The organism is Zeimonas arvi (genome assembly GCF_008039575.1).
GTDB classification, from domain to species: domain Bacteria; phylum Pseudomonadota; class Gammaproteobacteria; order Burkholderiales; family Burkholderiaceae_E; genus Zeimonas; species Zeimonas arvi.
This window is the reverse complement of sequence record NZ_VDUY01000001.1, coordinates 248,639-265,041: the sequence shown is the minus strand read 5'-3', so window position 1 is coordinate 265,041 and position 16,403 is coordinate 248,639. Positions and strand designations below refer to the sequence as shown.

At 71.2% G+C, this 16,403-nt stretch carries 18 protein-coding genes; 11 read left to right on the top strand and 7 right to left on the bottom strand.

Annotated features, from left to right (window positions below; all coding sequences use genetic code 11):
* Nucleotides 1-40: 40 nt before the first annotated feature.
* The gene (locus FHP08_RS01240) at nt 41-457 is read right to left on the bottom strand and encodes a YchJ family protein (RefSeq protein ID WP_147702483.1); all 417 of its coding nucleotides are present in this window, start codon (nt 455-457) and stop codon (nt 41-43) included.
* A 39-nt stretch (nt 458-496) separates the two neighbouring features.
* On the opposite strand from FHP08_RS01240, the gene FHP08_RS01235 reads away from it, so the two are divergent.
* A complete protein-coding gene (locus FHP08_RS01235) occupies nt 497-1,993 on the top strand; it encodes a phenylacetate--CoA ligase family protein (protein WP_147702482.1) in 1,497 nt (498 codons plus the stop codon).
* On the opposite strand, the gene FHP08_RS01230 is transcribed toward FHP08_RS01235, so the two are convergent.
* Both FHP08_RS01230 and FHP08_RS01225 read right to left on the bottom strand, forming a co-directional pair.
* Complete coding sequence (locus FHP08_RS01230; RefSeq protein WP_147702481.1) at nt 1,954-3,003, bottom strand: VIT1/CCC1 transporter family protein; 1,050 nt, start codon at nt 3,001-3,003, stop codon at nt 1,954-1,956. The two genes, FHP08_RS01235 and FHP08_RS01230, sit on opposite strands and share 40 nt — an antisense overlap.
* Nucleotides 3,004-3,047: 44 nt before the next feature.
* A complete protein-coding gene (locus FHP08_RS01225; RefSeq protein ID WP_147702480.1) occupies nt 3,048-3,473 on the bottom strand; it encodes a c-type cytochrome in 426 nt (141 codons plus the stop codon).
* A 291-nt stretch (nt 3,474-3,764) separates the two neighbouring features.
* On the opposite strand from FHP08_RS01225, the gene FHP08_RS01220 reads away from it, so the two are divergent.
* Together FHP08_RS01220 and FHP08_RS01215 are read left to right on the top strand one after the other, a co-directional pair.
* Nucleotides 3,765-4,733: a 23S rRNA (adenine(2030)-N(6))-methyltransferase RlmJ gene (locus FHP08_RS01220; protein ID WP_147702479.1), complete on the top strand. Its 969-nt coding sequence runs from the start codon at nt 3,765-3,767 to the stop codon at nt 4,731-4,733.
* Nucleotides 4,730-5,542 carry an SGNH/GDSL hydrolase family protein gene (locus FHP08_RS01215; protein WP_187272116.1) on the top strand — a complete coding sequence of 271 codons (813 nt, stop codon included), beginning with the start codon at nt 4,730-4,732 and terminating at the stop codon, nt 5,540-5,542. Before FHP08_RS01220 ends, FHP08_RS01215 begins: the two co-directional genes overlap by 4 nt.
* On the opposite strand, the gene FHP08_RS01210 is transcribed toward FHP08_RS01215, so the two are convergent.
* On the bottom strand, nt 5,440-6,660 hold the full coding sequence (locus FHP08_RS01210) for an MFS transporter (protein ID WP_222707793.1): 1,221 nt from the start codon (nt 6,658-6,660) through the stop codon (nt 5,440-5,442). The two genes, FHP08_RS01215 and FHP08_RS01210, sit on opposite strands and share 103 nt — an antisense overlap.
* 169 nt (nt 6,661-6,829) lie before the next feature.
* Here FHP08_RS01210 and FHP08_RS01205 point away from each other — a divergent pair, with 169 nt between their 5' ends.
* The gene (locus tag FHP08_RS01205) at nt 6,830-7,336 is read left to right on the top strand and encodes a macro domain-containing protein (RefSeq protein ID WP_147702477.1); all 507 of its coding nucleotides are present in this window, start codon (nt 6,830-6,832) and stop codon (nt 7,334-7,336) included.
* A gap of 30 nt (nt 7,337-7,366) precedes the next feature.
* Here FHP08_RS01205 and FHP08_RS01200 read toward each other — a convergent pair whose 3' ends face one another.
* Nucleotides 7,367-8,005, bottom strand: coding sequence for a cation transporter (locus tag FHP08_RS01200; RefSeq protein ID WP_222707809.1), 639 nt, complete (start codon nt 8,003-8,005; stop codon nt 7,367-7,369).
* Nucleotides 8,006-8,123: 118 nt separating this feature from the next.
* Between FHP08_RS01200 and cadR the strand changes: the two genes are divergently transcribed.
* The 7 genes from cadR (at nt 8,124) to FHP08_RS01165 (ending at nt 13,209) form a co-directional block, all read left to right on the top strand.
* Nucleotides 8,124-8,555 (top strand): Cd(II)/Pb(II)-responsive transcriptional regulator, encoded by a 432-nt coding sequence (gene cadR, locus FHP08_RS01195; protein ID WP_147702476.1) that lies wholly within the window; start codon nt 8,124-8,126, stop codon nt 8,553-8,555.
* Between the two features lie 121 nt (nt 8,556-8,676).
* Nucleotides 8,677-9,600, top strand: coding sequence for an SLOG cluster 4 domain-containing protein (locus FHP08_RS01190; protein ID WP_147702475.1), 924 nt, complete (start codon nt 8,677-8,679; stop codon nt 9,598-9,600).
* An 84-nt stretch (nt 9,601-9,684) separates the two neighbouring features.
* Nucleotides 9,685-10,611, top strand: coding sequence for a dihydrodipicolinate synthase family protein (locus FHP08_RS01185; protein WP_147702474.1), 927 nt, complete (start codon nt 9,685-9,687; stop codon nt 10,609-10,611).
* A gap of 3 nt (nt 10,612-10,614) precedes the next feature.
* Entirely contained in the window at nt 10,615-11,319 is a 705-nt protein-coding gene (locus FHP08_RS01180) for an MOSC domain-containing protein (RefSeq protein WP_147702473.1), read from the top strand.
* Nucleotides 11,320-11,376: 57 nt separating this feature from the next.
* On the top strand, nt 11,377-12,009 hold the full coding sequence (locus tag FHP08_RS01175) for a dienelactone hydrolase family protein (RefSeq protein ID WP_147702472.1): 633 nt from the start codon (nt 11,377-11,379) through the stop codon (nt 12,007-12,009).
* A gap of 28 nt (nt 12,010-12,037) precedes the next feature.
* Nucleotides 12,038-12,871 carry a TlpA disulfide reductase family protein gene (locus FHP08_RS01170; RefSeq protein ID WP_147702471.1) on the top strand — a complete coding sequence of 278 codons (834 nt, stop codon included), beginning with the start codon at nt 12,038-12,040 and terminating at the stop codon, nt 12,869-12,871.
* A gap of 20 nt (nt 12,872-12,891) precedes the next feature.
* Nucleotides 12,892-13,209: an acylphosphatase gene (locus tag FHP08_RS01165; protein WP_225878988.1), complete on the top strand. Its 318-nt coding sequence runs from the start codon at nt 12,892-12,894 to the stop codon at nt 13,207-13,209.
* Nucleotides 13,210-13,276: 67 nt separating this feature from the next.
* Here FHP08_RS01165 and FHP08_RS01160 read toward each other — a convergent pair whose 3' ends face one another.
* Both FHP08_RS01160 and FHP08_RS01155 read right to left on the bottom strand, forming a co-directional pair.
* Nucleotides 13,277-13,963, bottom strand: coding sequence for a PEP-CTERM sorting domain-containing protein (locus FHP08_RS01160; RefSeq protein ID WP_222707792.1), 687 nt, complete (start codon nt 13,961-13,963; stop codon nt 13,277-13,279).
* A 266-nt stretch (nt 13,964-14,229) separates the two neighbouring features.
* Nucleotides 14,230-16,392, bottom strand: coding sequence for a malate synthase G (locus FHP08_RS01155; RefSeq protein WP_147702470.1), 2,163 nt, complete (start codon nt 16,390-16,392; stop codon nt 14,230-14,232).
* Nucleotides 16,393-16,403: the final 11 nt, after the last annotated feature.

The window sequence follows — 16,403 nt, the reverse complement described above, 5'->3', positions numbered from 1 at the left end:
CTTGCCGGTCGATGCTGGCGGACCGCTCGGTCCGCCGTTCTCACTCGACGATCTCGCCGTCCAGGTAGTACCAGCGCCCGTCCTCGCGCACGAAGCGGCTGGTCTCGTGCAGCCGCTGCGCGCGGCCGGCCAGCTTGCTGCGCGCGACGAACTCCACGGTGGCGTGCGAGTCGTCCTGCTGAACGCAGCGCCTCACCTCCAGCCCCAGCCAGCGCAGGCCCGGCTCGTTCGGCTCGAGCCCGCGCGGCCGCCCGTCCGGATGCCAGGTGGCCAGCAGGTAGTCGTTCAGCCCCAGCACGAAGGCCGAGTAGCGCGAGCGCATCAATGCCTCGGCGGTGGGCGCTGCCAGGTGCAGCGGCCCGGCGTGCCAGCGGCCGCAACACTCGGCGTAGCGGCGGCCGCTGCCGCAGGGGCAGGCCGCGCCGGGAGAGATCGGATCGGGGGAAGGCTTGGTCATGGTCAAGCGCGATTATCCTCGCCGCGCTAGATTGCGCGCATGAGCATCGACCCGGTATCCGCGCTGCTGGGCACCGCCAGCCCCTGGGAGTGGTGGCGCGGCGTCGACGACCTGTGGCGCTGGGGCCTGCACGCGCAGAAGATCTGGGCCTACGACGCGGCCGACGACACACGCCGCGCCGAGATCCGCCGCGAGCGCCTGGCCGGCATGATCGAGCACGCGCGCACCCGCTCGGCCTTCTATCGCGCCCACTGGCGCCACGTGCCGCCCGGGAGCGACGACCTGACCGCCTATCCGCCGGTTTCGCGCGGGCAGCTGATGGCGAGCTTCGACGACTGGGTGATCGACCCCGACCTGCGCAAGGCCGACCTGCTGAAGTTCGTCGCCGACCCGCAGCGGATCGCCGAGCCCTACCTCGGCAAGTACGCGGTCTGGACGAGTTCCGGCACCACCGGGGTGCCCGGCATCTACGTGCAGGACGCCGACGCGCTGGCCCTCTACTCGGCGCTGATGACCTGCCGCTTCGACCTCGGGGCGCGCATCGCGGACCCGCGCGCACTCGTGCCGGAGCCGGCTCGGCTGGCCTTCATCGCGGCTGTCGAGGGCCATTTCGCCGGCGTGGTGTCCTGGGAGCGGCAGCGTCGCATCCATCCGGCGATCGGCGCGAGCGCGCGCGCCTTCTCGATCCTGCGGCCGCTGCCCGAACTGGTGGCCGCGCTGAACGAATGGCGGCCCGGTTTCGTGGCCAGCTACCCCACGATGCTGATGCTGCTCGCGCGCGAACGTGCCGAGGGGCGGCTGGCCATCGAGCCGCGCGCGCTGTGGTGCGGCGGCGAGGGCCTGACCCGGGCCGACCGGGCCGCGATCGAAGCGGCCTTCGGCTGCCCGGTCGTCGAGGACTACGGCGCCTCGGAATGCATGAACATGGCCTTCGCCTGCCGGCACGGCCGCCTGCACGTCAACGACGACTGGGTGGTGCTCGAGCCGGTGGACGAGCAGGGCAGGCCGGTGCCGCCGGGCGAGGCCTCGGCCAGCGTGCTGGTCACCAACCTGGCCAACCGGGTGCAGCCGCTGGTCCGCTACGACCTGAGCGACAGCGTCACGCTGGACGACTCGCCTTGCCCCTGCGGCTGCGGCCGGCCGTCGGTGCGCATCGAAGGGCGGCGCGACGACGTGCTGCTGCTGCGGCGGATCGGGCAAGGCAAGGGCGAGGTGCGGATCCTGCCGCTGGCGATCGAGACGGTGATCGAAGAACAGGCCGGCGTCCACGGGTTCCAGCTCGTGCAGACGGCGCCGGATGCGATGTGCCTGCGGATCGAGGTCGCCGACGACGCCGAGCGCGCGAAGGCCTTCACGCGGGTGAAGCGGGTGCTGGCGCGATACCTTAAGGCGCAAGGCGCCGCGCCGGTGACGCTCTCGCTCGACCCGCAGCCTCCCGAAGCGAACCCGGTCAGCGGCAAGCTCAGGCAGGTGCGGGCGCTGCCGCCCGGCTCGCTTCAGCCGACGCTCACGCCGACCAGCGCGCCGATGCCGTAGGTGGCCGCGCCGGCGGCCGCGCCGATCGCCAGCATCCGCAGCCCCGACATCAGGGCATTGCGCCCGGTGAAGAAGGACAGCGCGGCGCCGACCCCGAACAGCGCGGTCGCGGCCAGGCCGATGGAGGCCGCGAGGGCCGCCGCCTCGCTCGCCAGCAGGAAGGGCAGCAGGGGGATCACCGCGCCGGCCGCGAAGGCGAGGAAGGACGAGATCGCCGCGCCCCAGGGCGAGCCGAGCTCGTCGGGGTTCAGTCCCAGCTCCTCACGCGCCAGCGTATCGAGCGCGCGCTCGGGGTCGGCGATCAGCGTCCGCGCGAGCCTTCGCGCATCCTCGGGCGGAAAGCCCTTGGCCTGGTAGATCAGCGCCAGCTCTTCGGCCTCGGCGTCGGGGTATTCCTCGAGCTCCTCGCGTTCCAGGCCGATCTGGTACTCGAAGACCTCGCGCTGCGAGCGCACCGACACGTACTCGCCTGCGGCCATCGAGAAGGCGCCCGCCAGCAGCCCGGCGATGCCGGCCAGCAGCAGCGTGCGCGGGTCGGCCGACGCGCCGGCCATGCCCATGATCAGGCTGGCGTTCGAGACCAGGCCGTCGTTCACGCCGAACACCGCCGCGCGCAGGTTGCCAGCGCCGGTGCGATGCCGGCGCCCGATCTCGTCGGCCCGGATCGGGTGAGGGTGCCCGGACGGGGCGGGCGCCGAGTAGACCGACAAGCCGCGCACCTTGAGCGTGGACAGCACGCCGCGCATCGGGCGGATGCCGATTCGCCTGGCGAGCGCGAGCGCGAGCCGGGCCCGGAAGCCGATCGGCGCCTCGGCGGGCGGCTGACCGCCTGCCTGCCGCATGCGCACCGCCCAGAAGGCCGCTTGCTGGTCCGCGGCCCCGGCCAATTCCCGGTACATCCGGGCGACCCTCGGCTCTCGCTCGATGTCGGCCAGTTCGCGATACAGGCGTGCCGAGCGAGCCTCTTCGAGGAAGCCCGACGTGGCCGTGTCGAGATCCGGTGCGCTCATCGCGGGGATCGTATCCTGTCGGTGAGCGTCCCGGCCAGCGCCGGCTACTTTGCCTGCAGCCGGTAGATGTAGTCGATCAGGGCCAGGATCCGCGTCCGAACGTAGACCTCGGGGTCGTACGGCGTGTCCATGTAGTGCTGGGCTGCCTGGACCCGATACTCGTAACCCCACACCGGCATGTCCGCGGTACCGTGCGCGGTGGCCTCGCGGCTTCCCTCGATCGTTGCGTAGAGCTTCGCGACCGGCATGACGCCGCCGTTGTTCTTCGCGAGCATCGTCAGGTCCGGAGCGCTCTTCGTCAGCCAGGGTTTGACCGGTCCGTCGCCCTTGCCGGCCGGGCCGTGGCAACTGGCGCAGTTTGCGTCGTATTCGCGCTTGCCGATGTCGGGTTTCTGCTGGGCCAGTGCCGCTCCGCCGGCGATGGTCAGTCCAATGCCGAGCAATGCGGCGTTCACGAGATCGCGTTTCATGAGAGTCTCCTTCCTGATTCAGGCTGAATGCGCCTCATGGAGAATCTGCGCGTCTCCCGTGGATCGCGACTTGACGCAGGACAGGTCGGGCATGGACCTGGCCGATTCCCGTCGCCGATCTGCGATGATCTTCTTCGTACCAACATTCCTGCGATGCGGCATGCCGCCGCGCCGCCGAGGCGCCAATGATCTCCCCCCTCCTGGACCGACGCCCGCCGAGTCGCCTCGTGCTGCCGGCGCTCGAGCCGCTGCGACTGCGCGAGCGGATCGGCTGACAGGGAGCACACGACCATGTTCAGCTATCGCCACGCCTTCCACGCCGGCAACCACGCCGACGTCCTGAAGCACCTCGTGCTCGTTCAGCTGCTTCGCTACCTGGCCCAGAAGGACACGCCTTTCTGGGTCGTCGACACGCACGCCGGCGCGGGCCTCTACGGACTCGAAGGCGAATGGGCCGCCAAGCGCAGCGAGTTCGCCGACGGCATCGGCCGGCTTTGGGGCCGCGCCGACGCGCCGCCGGCAGTGGTCGACTATCTCGACGAGATCCGCGCGCTGAATCCGGAGGGGCGCTTGCGCCACTATCCTGGCTCGCCCTTCATCGCGCTGCGTCACCTGCGCGAGCGCGACCGATTGCGCCTGTTCGAGATGCATCCGACGGAGAGCCGGGTGCTCGCCGGCAATATCGGCGAGGCGGGTCGCGAGGCGCAGAAGCGCGCCATCGTCGACGCGGGGGACGGCTTCGCCGGACTCAAGGCGCTGCTGCCGCCGCCGCCCCGTCGGGCGCTGGTGCTGATCGACCCCTCGTACGAGGACAAGCGCGACTACGCGCGGGTGCTGGCCGCGCTGCGCGACGCGCTGTCGCGCTTCGCGACAGGCTGCTACGCGATCTGGTATCCGCTGGTGCAGCGCCCGGAACCGGCCGACCTGGCGCGGCGGCTGCGCAACCAGCCCGGCATCCGCTGGCTGCACGCCACGCTGAGCGTGCGGCACCCGTCGGCCGATGGCCTGGGCCTGCACGGCAGCGGCATGTTCGTGGTCAATCCGCCGTGGACGCTGCAGGCCAGCCTGCGGGAATGCCTGCCCTGGCTGCTGGCGGCCCTGCGCCAGGACGATGGCGCGGGTTTCACGCTCGAGACGGACGGCGAGGAGCCCCATGGCGCAGGCGCAGCCGGCCCGGGCCGCAAGCCGGCAGCCCGCGTGCGCGTGGCGGCAAGCGGACCGGGGGCCGGGCGGGCCCCTCGAGGCCCGAGGCGGCCTTGAAGCTCGTGGTCGCGAGGCTCGCGCTCGCGCCGTTGCTGATCGCGCAGGGCAGGCGGGTTCGCAGGATCGCGCTTCGCCTGCCCGAAGCGGCGGGACTGCGCGAGGGCGCCGAGGGCCTGCCCGAGGGGGGCGCCGTCCGCCCGCTGCGGCTGCTGTTGGTCGGCGATTCCTCGGCGGCCGGCGTCGGCGCCCCGACGCAGGACCAGGCGCTGGCCGGCAACCTGGCGCGGGCGCTGATCGGCCCGGCTGCGTTCGACCGGGTGGCCTGGCGGCTCGAGGCACGCACCGGCGCCGCCGCCGCCGATGCGCTCGCGATGGCCCAGGCGCTGGCGCCCTGGCCCTGCGACGTGGCGGTGCTGGTGGTCGGCGTGAACGACGTGACCGGCGCCACGCCGCCCGCGCGCTGGCAGCGCACCGTGGATCGGCTGATCGACACGCTGGGGCACCGGCACGGCGCGCGGACCGTGGTGCTCTCCGGCCTGCCGCCGATGCACCGGTTCCCGCTGCTGCCGCAGCCGCTGCGCTGGTACCTCGGCGAGCAGGCCCGCCGGCTCGACGCCGTGCTGGTGCGGCGGGCCGCGGGCGACCCCGCGCTGCGCCATCTGCCCTTGCCGGCGATGGACGACCGCTCGACGATGCACGACGGCTCGCTGCCGGCCGCCCGCTCGCCGATGGCCGCCGACGGATTCCACCCGTCGCCGGTCGGCTACCGGATCTGGGCCGGGACGCTGGCGGGCGAGGTGCTGCGCGCGATGCCCAGCCGCAGCGCGGGAAGCCCGGCGACCGCGGCCAGCGCCAGCACGAAGTAGGCGGCCTGCCAGCCGGCGACGCTGCTCGGCCCGCCGAAACCGTCGATGGCGAGCCCCATCGCGAGCGGCCCCAGGAAGGATGCGCCGAAGCCGATGGTCGAGTGCAGCGCCATCGTGGCCCCGCGGCAGTCGGGCTCGGCCGCCCCGACCATGCCCGATGTCAGCGAGCCCGAATCGGCCGGGATCGCGAAGCCATGCAGCAGCAACAGCGCCAGCACCAGTGGCCAGGGTGCGGCCGAGGCGAACCCGAGGCCGAGTGCGATCAGCGAGGAGGCGATCATCACGCCGGCGATCAGCCGGCGGCGGCCCAGCCGGATCGCCAGCTCGTTGCCCAGGATGCTGGCCGGCATCGCGATCAGGGTGACCGCCACGCTGACGCCGACCGCGTCGATCCACGAGGGCGCACCGCTGCGCGCGGCGGTGAACAGCCAGAACGACACGATCCAGGCCCGCATCGCCGCGAGTTCGAAGCAATGCGCGCCGTAGCCGAGCACGAAGGCCATCGCCGGCCGATTGCGCAGCACCGGCCGGAAATCCAGCAAGCGCGTGCCGGCGCGCGGCGTGGGCTGCCAGGCCGGAAGCGACAGCGCGACGGCCACCATCACCAGCGGCCCGCAGCCCACGGACACGAAGGCCGTCTGCCAGCCGAACTGACGCTCGAGCAGCTGGGCGCCCAGGAAGGACAGGCCCACGCCGATCGAGTAGCTCGAGGTGTAGAGGGTGATGCTGCGCGAGGCGTCGCCCGGCGGCAGCCGGTCGGTCAGCGCGCGCAGCCCGGGCATGTAGGCGCCGGCGAAGCCGGCTCCGGCGAGCGCCCACAACAGCGCCGCCGACCAGAAGTCGCGGGCGAAGGCCGCGAAGGCGAAGGTGGCGAGCGCGCTGACAAGGGACCCCAAGGCCAGGATGCGGCGCGCGTCGACCCGATCGGTCAGCGTGGTGGTGAGGGGTACCACGCACGCGTAGCCGATGAAGAAGGCGCCGGAGATCGCGCCGCTCTCGGCGGCGCTCAGGCCCCAGAGCGCGGCGAAGCGCGGGATCAGCGCCGAGAACGCCATGTGGGGCAGCAGGCTGCCGAGCTGTCCCGCGCACATCGCGGCGACGAGAGGGGCCGGGCGCATCGGTCAGCCCGTCGCTCGCGGCGGGTTCAGGTGAATTGGCATCGATTGACCCGCGTCAGGGTGCGGACGGCAGATGACGAGAACAATGATGACATCGGGCGCGCCCCTCGTTGCGTACCGTCTGCCCCGGGGCATCCTCCTCCTCAACGATCCAGACCGGAAACGTTCCATGATCCGTAAAGTCGAAGGCGACATCCTCCTGACCAGGGCCCAGTTCATCGCGCACGGCATCGCACCGCAGGACCACTTCGACACCGGCCTGGCGCTGGCGCTGCGCGAGCGCTGGCCGTCGATGGTGCGCGATTACCGGCACGCGATCCACGGCAAGCCGCTGGCCGCCGGCGAAATCTGGGCCTGGCGTGGCGTCGATGTCGACGGCAGCACCCGCGGCATCGTCAACCTGCTGACCCAGGACACGATGGGCAGCGGCGGGTCGGCCAGGCCCGGCAAGGCCACCACCGAGAACGTGAGCCGCGCGTTGAAGGCGCTGGCGAAGTTCGTCCGCGCCGAGCAGGTGCAGAGCGTGGCCCTGCCTCGCCTGGCCACCGGCGTGGGCGGTCTCGAGTGGGCGCAGGTCGAGCCGCTGGTCAAGCAGCACCTGGGCGACCTGGGCGTGCCGGTCGTCGTCTACGAGACCTATCGCGCCGGCGCCAAGGCCGACGAGCGACTGGGCTGAGCGCGCGCGTCGCTCGCCGGCGTTTCGGTTTCAGCGCGCGGTCGAGGTCGCCAACTCGATCTCGCCGCGCGCCTGCCTGAGCACCGACACCGAGGCTGTCAGCGCGAGCGTGGCCATCACGCTCGCGACCGCCAGGTCGGGCCAGGCGGTGCCGGTGCCGAACACGCCGAGCGCCGCAATCCCCACCGCGAGGTTCCCGATCGCATCGTTGCGGCTGCACAGCCACACGGAGCGCAGGTTGGCATCGCCCTCGCGAAAGCCGAACAGCATCACCGCGACGCCGGCGTTCACCGCCAGCGCGATCACGGCGATCGCGCCCATCGTGATCGGCTCGGGCGCCGAGCCCGCTGCCGCCGCCCAGGCCGCCTTGCCGAGCACGAAGGCCCCGTAGGCGCCCATCGTGGCGCCCTTGATCCAGGCGGCGCGGGCCCGCCACAGCAGGCCCATCGACAGCACGGTGAGCGACAGCGCGTAGTTGGCCGCATCGCCGGCGAAGTCGACCGCGTCGGCCAGCAGCGAGACCGATCCGGACTTCAGTCCGCCCACGATCTCGACCGCGAACATCGCGGCGTTGAGGATCAAGGCGATCCACAGCACCCGACGAAGCCGCGGGCTGCGCGCATCGAATGCGGTGGCACTGCAGTGATAGCCGTGGCAATGGGACACGATGGAATTCCTGTTCAGCGAGACATCGATATCGATGGTTCGATATTGAAAAGCCTGTAGTCGCTACGGAGTCAAGGGGCTATGATCGGTCGAACGCAGTGCGCGACCATCGGAGGGAATCATGCGTATCGGCGAACTCGCGAAAGCCACCGGCGTCGACGTCGAGACCATCCGCTACTACGAGAGGGCGGGTCTGTTGCCGGAGCCTGCGCGCGAGAGCAACGGCTATCGCGCCTATGGCATCGGGCATCTCGAACGGCTGGCCTTCGTGCGGCACTGCCGCGCGCTCGACATGCCGCTCGAGGCGGTCCGGCGCCTGCTCGACTTCGCGGCGCAGCCCGAAGCCGATTGCGGCGACATCAACGAGCTGATCGACGACCAGCTGGGTCGGGTGCGCGCGCGGATCGAAAGCCTGCGGGCGCTCGAGCGCCAGCTGGCCGCGCTGCGGGCGCAATGCGGGGAGCCGCACGCCGCGCGCGAGTGCGGGATCCTGCAGGAGCTGGTGGCGGCCGCGCACGGCGAGGCCTGCGCCTGTCACGAGCCCGAGGGCTGAGGGCGGGGCCCCCGGGCCCCGGCGCGGCGATCCGGCATCGCTTGACCGGTGTCATTGTCCTGACGCAGATCTCAGGGTCTGATCGCGAGGATTCGAACCGAAGGGCAGACGAGACGGCGCGATGTTCCCCCGGGTGGTGACCTTCGTTTACCTGATCTATCTGGTCACGCCGATCCTGCTGCTCTTCGCGGGGTCCTTCGGCGACCTGTGGCTCGGCACGCTCCTGCCCACCGGGTTCACCGCGCGCTGGTACCTCGAAGTCGCCACCGACCCCAGCTTCCAGCGCGCCTTCATGGCCAGCCTGATCGTCGCCGGTGCGGCCTGCGCGGCCTGCCTGGCCATCGGCCTGCCGCTGGCCTACGCAGTGTTCAAGGCGCGCGATCCGCGCATCCGGGCGCTGTCGCGCGCGCTCTACCAGTTGCCGATCGCGCTGCCGCCGCTGGTGCTCGCCTTCGGCTACATCCTCGTCTTTTCGTCGGACACGCTGCCGTGGCTGGGCAGCATCTGGCTGCTGATCGCCGGGCACATCGTGCTCGGCCTGCCGTACTTCCTGCAGGCGGTGGTGGCGGACATGCAGCGGCTCGGCCTGCAGGTGCTCGAAGACGCCGCCGAGTCCTGCGGCAGCACCGGCCTGCAGCGCTACCTGCACATCGTGCTGCCGGCGCTGCGCCACTCGATCCTGTCGGGGCTGATCGTGGTGGCCGCGCTGTCGATCGGCGAGTTCCAGTTCTCGAACCTGATCGCCGGATTCCTGAACCGCACCTACCCGGTCGTGCTGCTGCAGGCCTTCTACGGGGCCACCGGCATCGGCGAGGCCCGCAACGCGATCATCGCGCGCTCGGCACTGTGCCTGGTCGCGATCGGCGACAGCTTCGGCACCCTTTCCGAAGTGGCGCTGGGCCGGCAGTCCGGCAAGACCGTGGTGGCGCTGGAGGGCGCGGCGCGCATCGGCGGCGTGATCGCGGCCGGCACGGCCGAGGAAGCCATGGCGTGGGTCGCGGCCTGCGCGCTCGGGTTGGCGCAGGGCGGGGCGGCGCGGGCCTGACCTGCGGCGTTTGGCGCAGAATGTCCGGACTTGGCGCCGCAAGGCGCGCTGCTTCCTCACGACCGCTTTTCCGAGAACAGACCGATGCACGACTTCAAAGGCGTCTACCCGATCCTGGCCACCCCTTTCCGCAGCGACGAGCGCTTCGACGAAGAATCGCTGCGCCGGATGCTCGCGTTCATGGCGCGCATCGGCGTGCAGGGCGTGACCGTGCTGGGCGTGCTCGGCGAGGCCAACCGGATGGGCGACCGCGAGCGCGAGGCGATCGTGCGCACCGCGGTCGAGGAGGTCGGCAGCCGGATGACCGTGATCGTCGGCATCTCGCATCCGGGCACGCGGGCCACGGTGGACCTGGGCCGGATGGCTGCCGAACTCGGCGCGCACGCACTGATGGTCACCCCCTCGGCCGAGCCGGCGCCCAACGATGCGCGGGTGGCGGAGTACTTCTCGCGCGTGTGCGAAGGCGTGTCGCTGCCGGTGGTGCTTCAGGACCATCCGGCCTCCACCGGCGTGCACATGGGCGTGCCCCTGATCGCGAAGATCGTGGCCGACAACCCGCGCATCGCCTGCATCAAGGCCGAGGCGGTGCCATCGGCGCCCAAGATCGCCGCGCTGAAGGCGGCGCTGTCGCGCGATCTGCCGATGCTCACCGGTCTGGGCGCGCTCTACGGCCAGTTCGACCTGGAGCAGGGCTCGAGCGGCTACAACACCGGCTTCGCGTTTCCCGAGGTGCTGCAGGCCCATGTCGCGGCGTGGCAGCGCGGCGACAAGTCGCTCGCGCGCCGGGTCTGGACGCATTTCCTGCCGCTGATCGTCTTCGAGCAGCAGCCCGGCGTGGCGGTGCGCAAGGAGTTGCTGCGCCGGCGGGGGCTGCTCGCCACCGGAACGGTCCGGCACCCGGGCGGCGCGCTGTCGCCGGTCAGCGCGACACAACTGGGCGAGCTGCTCGACGCGGTGATGCCGGGCGTGGACATCACCCAGCCGCTCGACGTGGCGGCCGTGATCGGCTGAACGATGCGCGCGCCCGAGCACCAGGGGCCCCGCGTCTCGGCCGTGCTGGTCGGGCGCGCGGTGCCGTTCAGCCGGCCGGGCAGCTTCAGCGCGATCGCGAAGTCGGCCGTCACCGGGCCTGTCGACGCGGGCCCAGAAGGCCTGCGGGGCGACGAGCACGGCGATCCGCGCGTGCACGGCGGCGTCGACAAGGCCGTGCACCTGTACGCCTGGGAGCACTACACAGCCTGGCGCGCCGAGCTGGGTCCGTTGCCGGTGCTCGACCGGCCGGGCGCCTTCGGCGAGAACCTGTCGACGATCGGCCTCACCGAGGACGAGGTCTGCATCGGCGATCGGATCCGCGTCGGCACGACCCTGCTCGAGGTCACGCAGTCGCGCCAGCCCTGCTGGAAGCTGAACGACCGCTTCGGTGTGCCGGACATGGCGCGGCGCTTGCAGGACACGCTGCGCAGCGGCTGGTACTGCCGGGTGCTGGAATCCGGCAGCCTGCAGGCGGGCGATGCGATCGAGCTGGTCGAGCGGCCGCACCCCGGGTGGCCGCTATCGCTGCTGATGGAGATGCTCTACCGGCGGCCCCTCGATCGCGGCCTGCTGGCGCGAGCCCGCGCGCTGCCGCTGGTGATGTCGTGGCAGCGCCTGATCGAGCGGCGACTCGAGGAAGGACGTGTCGAGGACTGGTCGTCCAGGCTCGAAGGGCCATCGCCCTGAACCAGGCCTCGGCATGGACCAACCCTCGGCATGAACCAGGCACTGCGGGGAGCGACGATGGAAATCCTGATCGATGTGCCATCACTCGAGCGCGGCCTCCCCGGCACGCTCACGATTCCGCCGTCTCCCCGCGGTGTGGTGGCCTGCGCGCACGGCAGTGGCAGCAGCCGGCTGTCGCCGCGAAACGCTTTCGTGGCCGGGGCGCTGCAGCGCCGCGGCATCGCCACGCTGCTCTTCGACCTGCTGACGCCGCAGGAGGACCGCGACCTCGAGGCGCGCTTCGACATCCCCTTGCTGACGCTGCGCCTGCTGGCCGCCAGCGACTGGCTGTCAGGCCAGGCCGCCGCGGCGCGACTTCCTCTCGGATACTTCGGTGCGAGCACCGGCGCGGCCGCGGCACTCGAAGCCGCGGCCGAGCAGGGCGCCGGGGTGTCGGCCGTCGTGTCGCGCGGCGGCCGGCCCGACCTGGCGGGCCCCGGCCTGCTCGAGTCGGTCGGCGCGCCCACGCTGCTGATCGTGGGCGGCCTCGACGACGTGGTGATCGGCCTGAACCGCAAGGCGATGGCGAGGCTCTCCTGCGAGAAGGAACTGGTGATCGTCCCTGGCGCCACCCACCTGTTCGAGGAACCGGGCACGCTCGCGCAGGCCGCGGAGCACGCGGCCGACTGGTTCGACCGGTGGCTGTCCTGAGGGGCGGGTCCAGTCTCTTGGTGAGTCGATGCTCTCGGTGAATCTCGGCCCGCTGGGCCTGTCGGTCGACCGCCTCGCGGTCGTGCTCGCCTTCCTGGCGGCGTTGTCGGTCGGCTGGCTCGTCGGGCGGCGGCGCGGCGCGGTCCGCGGCGAGGGCGTGGGCGCGGTGCTGCCCGACATGCTGCTGGTCGGCCTGCTGGTGGGGCGCATCGTTTTCGTGGTGCGCTGGTTCGACTCCTACCGGGACCAGCCCTGGTCGATGCTCGACATCCGCGACGGCGGCTTCGACGTCTGGGCTGGCGTCGCGGCCGCGCTGCTGCTGGCGGCCTGGCGAGGTTGGCGGCGCCCGAAGCTGCGCGTGCCGCTCGCGGCGGGGCTCGCCGCCGGTGCGCTCGCCTGGGGCGGCGTCGCGGTCGGCGTTCACCAGATCCGGGCTTCGATGCCCGGCGTGCCCGACACGGCGCTGCAGTCGATGACCGGCGAACGCATCACGCTGGCCGCCCTGGCCCAGGGCAGGCCGATGGTGGTGAACCTCTGGGCGACCTGGTGCCCGCCCTGCGTGCGCGAGATGCCGGTGCTGGCCGCGGCGCAGCAGCACGAGCGCGGCATCGCCTTCGTGTTCGTGAACCAGTCCGAGGGTGCGGCACGCGTCGAGCGTTTCATCCGCGACCAGAAGCTCGTGCTCGACAACATGCTGCTGGACGCGGGCGGCGATCTGGCTCGCGCCGTCGGTTCGCGGGCCATGCCCACCACGCTGTTCTACGATGCGCAAGGCGGGCTGGTGGACACGCACCTGGGCGCGGTGTCGGACGCCTCCCTGGCGGCGAAGCTCGCGCGGATCCGGGCAGGGGGGTCCAGATGATCGCGGAGGAGGGCGGTGCGATGAATGCGCCAGGCAAGTCGATGGCGTCGCCGGACAAGGCCGGGACGAAGTCCGTGCGCTTGCGGATCAGCGGGCGCGTGCAGGGCGTCGGCTATCGGGCGTCGATGGCGCATGAGGCGCGTCGCCTCGGCGTGTCCGGTTGGGTCCGGAATCGCCACGACGGCTCGGTCGAGGCGGTGGCTGCCGGACCCGAGGCCGCGGTCGGCGCGCTGATCGACTGGGCGCAGCGCGGTCCTCCAACCGCCCGGGTCGAGCGGATCGACGTGGAGGCCGTCGCCGGCGAGTTCGTCGGCTTCGAGCAGCGGCCGACAGTCTGAACAAGGCACGGCGGGACAAAAAAAGAGCCCGCCGAAGCGGGCCCTGTGAATTGGTGTGGACGCCGCTTCAGCGCGTCCGGCGGCGACTCAAGCCGAGGCCCGCAAGGCCGATGCCGAGCAGCGCCAGTGCCCCCGGCGCGGGTACCTGGCCGCGGTCGGCGGTCATCTGGATCAGATAGCCGGTCTGCCCGCCATGGTCCTCGCGCAGGATCTGCAGATAGTGCATGCCCGCGCCTAGAGAAGCGATGTCGATGTCGTATTCGGTGATGGCGGCGCCGCCCGGCGCCATCGCACCGAAGATGTAGGCCCCGTTGAGCCAGACATAGATCCCGTTGTCGACGCCGAGGTCGATGTGCACGTTGCTCAGGCCCGAGCCAGCGTTGATCGCGTAGACGATTGCCGTCTCGGAATTCACGGCCCAGGTAGACGGGATCGCCATCGGCGCGGCGGACCAGGTGCCGCCGGTCGGCGCGGCGTTTGTCAGCCAGCTGCCGAGATTGGTGACCGACGAAACGTCGGGCGCAGTGGCGATCGGGGGAATGGTCGGGTCGCCGCCGGAGACGTTCGCGGCGGGGAACAGCGAGAATCCGCCTGCGCTGGTTTGCGTACCAAGGGCGGGAGCGAGGTCGCCGAGCCCGTCGTTGTAGTAAGCCTGAGTGCTTGCGTCGATGATGACGGCGGCCTGAGCCGTGCTCGCCCCGAAGGCGACACCGGCGCTCGCGACGGCCAAGGTGAACAAACGCTTGAGTTTCATTTCGATTCCCGAATCGAGCCAGACAGTGGCCGATCTGGATGCAAGTTGTGCGCCAGCCGAGCATATCGTAGAAATTTCAATGGTTTACAGCGCACCCCCGGGGTCCGATGTAAGAAAATCCGACAGCTCCGTCGACGCGCGCGGCGCCCCGACCAGGCGGTGCCATGCCTGCTTTCGAAAGCGGAAAAAAGAGGCCCGCCGAAGCGGGCCCCATCGGGCGGCTCGGCTGGCCGGCGCGCGAGCGCAGGCTGCCGAAGTCCGGACCATCAGCCCATCGACGCCTTCAGCTCCAGCCGGCGCCGATGCAGGATCGGCTCGGTGTAGCCCGAGGGCTGGGTCGTGCCCTCGAAGACCAGGTCGCAGGCCGCCTTGAAGGCCACTGTGCCGAAGCTCGGCGCCATCGGGCGGTACAGCGGGTCGCCGGCGTTCTGCTTGTCGACGACCGCGGCCATCCGCTTCATGACCTCCATGACCTGGTCCTTCGTGACCACGCCGTGGTGCAGCCAGTTGGCGATGTGCTGCGAGGAGATCCGGCAGGTGGCGCGGTCTTCCATCAGGCCCACGTTGTTGATGTCGGGCACCTTGGAGCAGCCCACGCCCTGGTCGACCCAGCGCACCACGTAGCCGAGGATGCCCTGCGCGTTGTTCTCGAGTTCCGCGGTGATCTCGGCCGCGGTCCAGTTCGTGTCCTTCGCGACCGGGATCATCAGGATGTGGTCGAGCTCGCCACGCCTGCCGTGCTTCGCGATGTCGGCCTGGCGGGCCAGCACGTCGACCTTGTGGTAGTGGGTCGCGTGCAGCGTGGCGGCGGTCGGGCTCGGCACCCAGGCGCAGTTGGCGCCGGCCTGCGGGTGGCCGATCTTCTGCTCGAGCATCGCTGCCATCAGGTCCGGCATCGCCCACATGCCCTTGCCGATCTGGGCGCGGCCGGCCAGCCCGCACTCCAGACCGATGTCGACGTTGGCGAGCTCGTAGGCGCCGATCCACGCCTGGGCCTTCATGTCGGCCTTGCGCACCATGGCGCCGGCCTCCATCGAGGTGTGGATCTCGTCGCCGGTGCGGTCCAGGAAGCCGGTGTTGATGAAGGCCACCCGCGACTTCGCGGCGCGGATGCATTCCTTCAGGTTGACGGTGGTGCGGCGCTCCTCGTCCATGATGCCGATCTTCACCGTGTTCTTCGGCAGGCCGAGCGCGGCCTCGACCGCGGTGAAGATCTCGTCGGCGAAGGCGACTTCCTCGGGGCCGTGCATCTTGGGCTTGACCACGTAGACCGAGCCCTGCGTGGAGTTGCGCGCGCCGCCGGTCTTCTTCAGGTCGTGCATCGCGATCAGCACGGTGCACATCGCATCGAGCAGGCCCTCGTGGGCCTCCTCGCCGTCGCGGTCGAGCACCGCCGGGTTGGTCATCAGGTGGCCCACGTTGCGCACCAGCATCAGGGAGCGGCCCTTGAGCGTCAGGGCCGAGCCGTCCGCGGCCGTATAGGCGCGGTCCGCGTTCAGCTTGCGCTCGAAGCTGCCGCCGCCCTTGGCGACCGTCTCGACCAGGTCGCCGCGCATCAGGCCCAGCCAGTTGCGATAGGCGAGCGCCTTGTCCTCGGCGTCGACCGCGGCGACCGAGTCCTCGCAGTCCATGATCGTGGTGATCGCGGCCTCGAGCATCACGTCGGCCACGCCTGCCTTGTCGGTCTTGCCGATCTGGTTGCCGCGGTCGATGCGGATCTCGACGTGCAGGCGGTTGTTGCACAGCAGGACGGCAGACGGCGCGGCCCCGTCGCCGGCATGACCCGCGAACTGCGCGGCGTCGGCCAGACCGGTCTCGCCGGCCGCGGTGTCGGCCACCAGCTTGCCGCCGGCCACGCGATAGGCGGTCACGTCGGCGTGGCTGCCCTTGGCCAGCGGCGCTGCGCCGTCCAGGAAATGCTTGGCCCAGGCGATCACGCGGGCGCCGCGCACCGGGTCGTAGCCGCCTGCCTGCGGCGCGTCGCCCATGGCGTCGGTGCCGTACAGCGCGTCGTACAGGCTGCCCCAGCGGGCGTTGGCGGCGTTCAGCGCGTAGCGGGCGTTCATCACCGGCACCACCAGCTGCGGGCCGGGGATGCTGGCGATCTCGGCGTCCACGTTGGCGGTGTCGACCTTGAAGTCCGCGCCTTCGGGAACCAGGTAGCCGATCTCGACCAGGAAGGTCTTGTAGGCGGCGGCGTCGTGCGGCTTGCCGCGCCGCTCGCGGTGCCAGGCGTCGATCTTCGCCTGCAGTTCGTCGCGCCTGGCCAGCAGCGCGCGGTTCTTCGGGCCCTTCTCGTGGACGAGGGCGGAGAGCCCCTTCCAGAACTGGTCCGAGGCAACGCCGGTGCCGGGCAGCGCTTCGTTCTCGATCATGTCGTGCAGGGGGCGCGCCACCTGCAGGCCGAATTTCTCGATGCGGTCGGTCATGGAAGGTCTCC

Coding starts and splice junctions, on each gene's coding strand:
- FHP08_RS01240 (WP_147702483.1), bottom strand. CDS start 457: ATGACCAAGCCTTCCCCCGATCCGATCTCTCCCGGCGCGGCCTGCCCC.
- FHP08_RS01235 (WP_147702482.1), top strand. CDS start 497: ATGAGCATCGACCCGGTATCCGCGCTGCTGGGCACCGCCAGCCCCTGG.
- FHP08_RS01230 (WP_147702481.1), bottom strand. CDS start 3,003: ATGAGCGCACCGGATCTCGACACGGCCACGTCGGGCTTCCTCGAAGAG.
- FHP08_RS01225 (WP_147702480.1), bottom strand. CDS start 3,473: ATGAAACGCGATCTCGTGAACGCCGCATTGCTCGGCATTGGACTGACC.
- FHP08_RS01220 (WP_147702479.1), top strand. CDS start 3,765: ATGTTCAGCTATCGCCACGCCTTCCACGCCGGCAACCACGCCGACGTC.
- FHP08_RS01210 (WP_222707793.1), bottom strand. CDS start 6,660: ATGCGCCCGGCCCCTCTCGTCGCCGCGATGTGCGCGGGACAGCTCGGC.
- FHP08_RS01205 (WP_147702477.1), top strand. CDS start 6,830: ATGATCCGTAAAGTCGAAGGCGACATCCTCCTGACCAGGGCCCAGTTC.
- cadR (WP_147702476.1), top strand. CDS start 8,124: ATGCGTATCGGCGAACTCGCGAAAGCCACCGGCGTCGACGTCGAGACC.
- FHP08_RS01190 (WP_147702475.1), top strand. CDS start 8,677: ATGTTCCCCCGGGTGGTGACCTTCGTTTACCTGATCTATCTGGTCACG.
- FHP08_RS01185 (WP_147702474.1), top strand. CDS start 9,685: ATGCACGACTTCAAAGGCGTCTACCCGATCCTGGCCACCCCTTTCCGC.
- FHP08_RS01180 (WP_147702473.1), top strand. CDS start 10,615: ATGCGCGCGCCCGAGCACCAGGGGCCCCGCGTCTCGGCCGTGCTGGTC.
- FHP08_RS01175 (WP_147702472.1), top strand. CDS start 11,377: ATGGAAATCCTGATCGATGTGCCATCACTCGAGCGCGGCCTCCCCGGC.
- FHP08_RS01170 (WP_147702471.1), top strand. CDS start 12,038: ATGCTCTCGGTGAATCTCGGCCCGCTGGGCCTGTCGGTCGACCGCCTC.
- FHP08_RS01165 (WP_225878988.1), top strand. CDS start 12,892: ATGAATGCGCCAGGCAAGTCGATGGCGTCGCCGGACAAGGCCGGGACG.
- FHP08_RS01160 (WP_222707792.1), bottom strand. CDS start 13,963: ATGAAACTCAAGCGTTTGTTCACCTTGGCCGTCGCGAGCGCCGGTGTC.
- FHP08_RS01155 (WP_147702470.1), bottom strand. CDS start 16,392: ATGACCGACCGCATCGAGAAATTCGGCCTGCAGGTGGCGCGCCCCCTG.